The organism is Citrobacter sp. TBCS-14 (genome assembly GCF_005280805.1).
GTDB lineage: Bacteria > Pseudomonadota > Gammaproteobacteria > Enterobacterales > Enterobacteriaceae > Citrobacter > Citrobacter gillenii.
The window spans coordinates 336-607 of the sequence record NZ_SZWM01001314.1 but is presented as its reverse complement, the minus strand read 5'-3'; the positions used below and the strand labels follow the sequence as shown (position 1 = coordinate 607).

Annotated in this window: 1 protein-coding gene; it reads left to right on the top strand. The window is 50.0% G+C overall.

Features of this window, described 5'->3' with window-relative positions; all coding sequences use genetic code 11:
• Window positions 1-68: 68 nt before the first annotated feature.
• The coding region (locus FDX22_RS32345; protein WP_255433095.1) for a response regulator at window positions 69-272 on the top strand (204 nt) is incomplete at its 3' end.

The following is a 272-nucleotide window of genomic DNA, read 5'->3' as shown; positions in this document are numbered from 1 at the left end:
CGATTGCTATCCGATCCGCCTTCTCTAGAATTGAAAATCCGCACAGCCAGTGCGTGATGGAGAATGTCATGAAGATTTTGATTGTCGAAGATGAAAAAAAAACCGGCGAATACCTGACGAAAGGCCTGACGGAAGCGGGTTTTGTTGTGGATTTGGCGGACAACGGTCTGAACGGATATCACCTGGCAATGACCGGTGATTATGACCTGCTCATTCTCGACATCATGCTGCCCGATGTAAACGGCTGGGATATCGTGCGGATGCTGCGCACC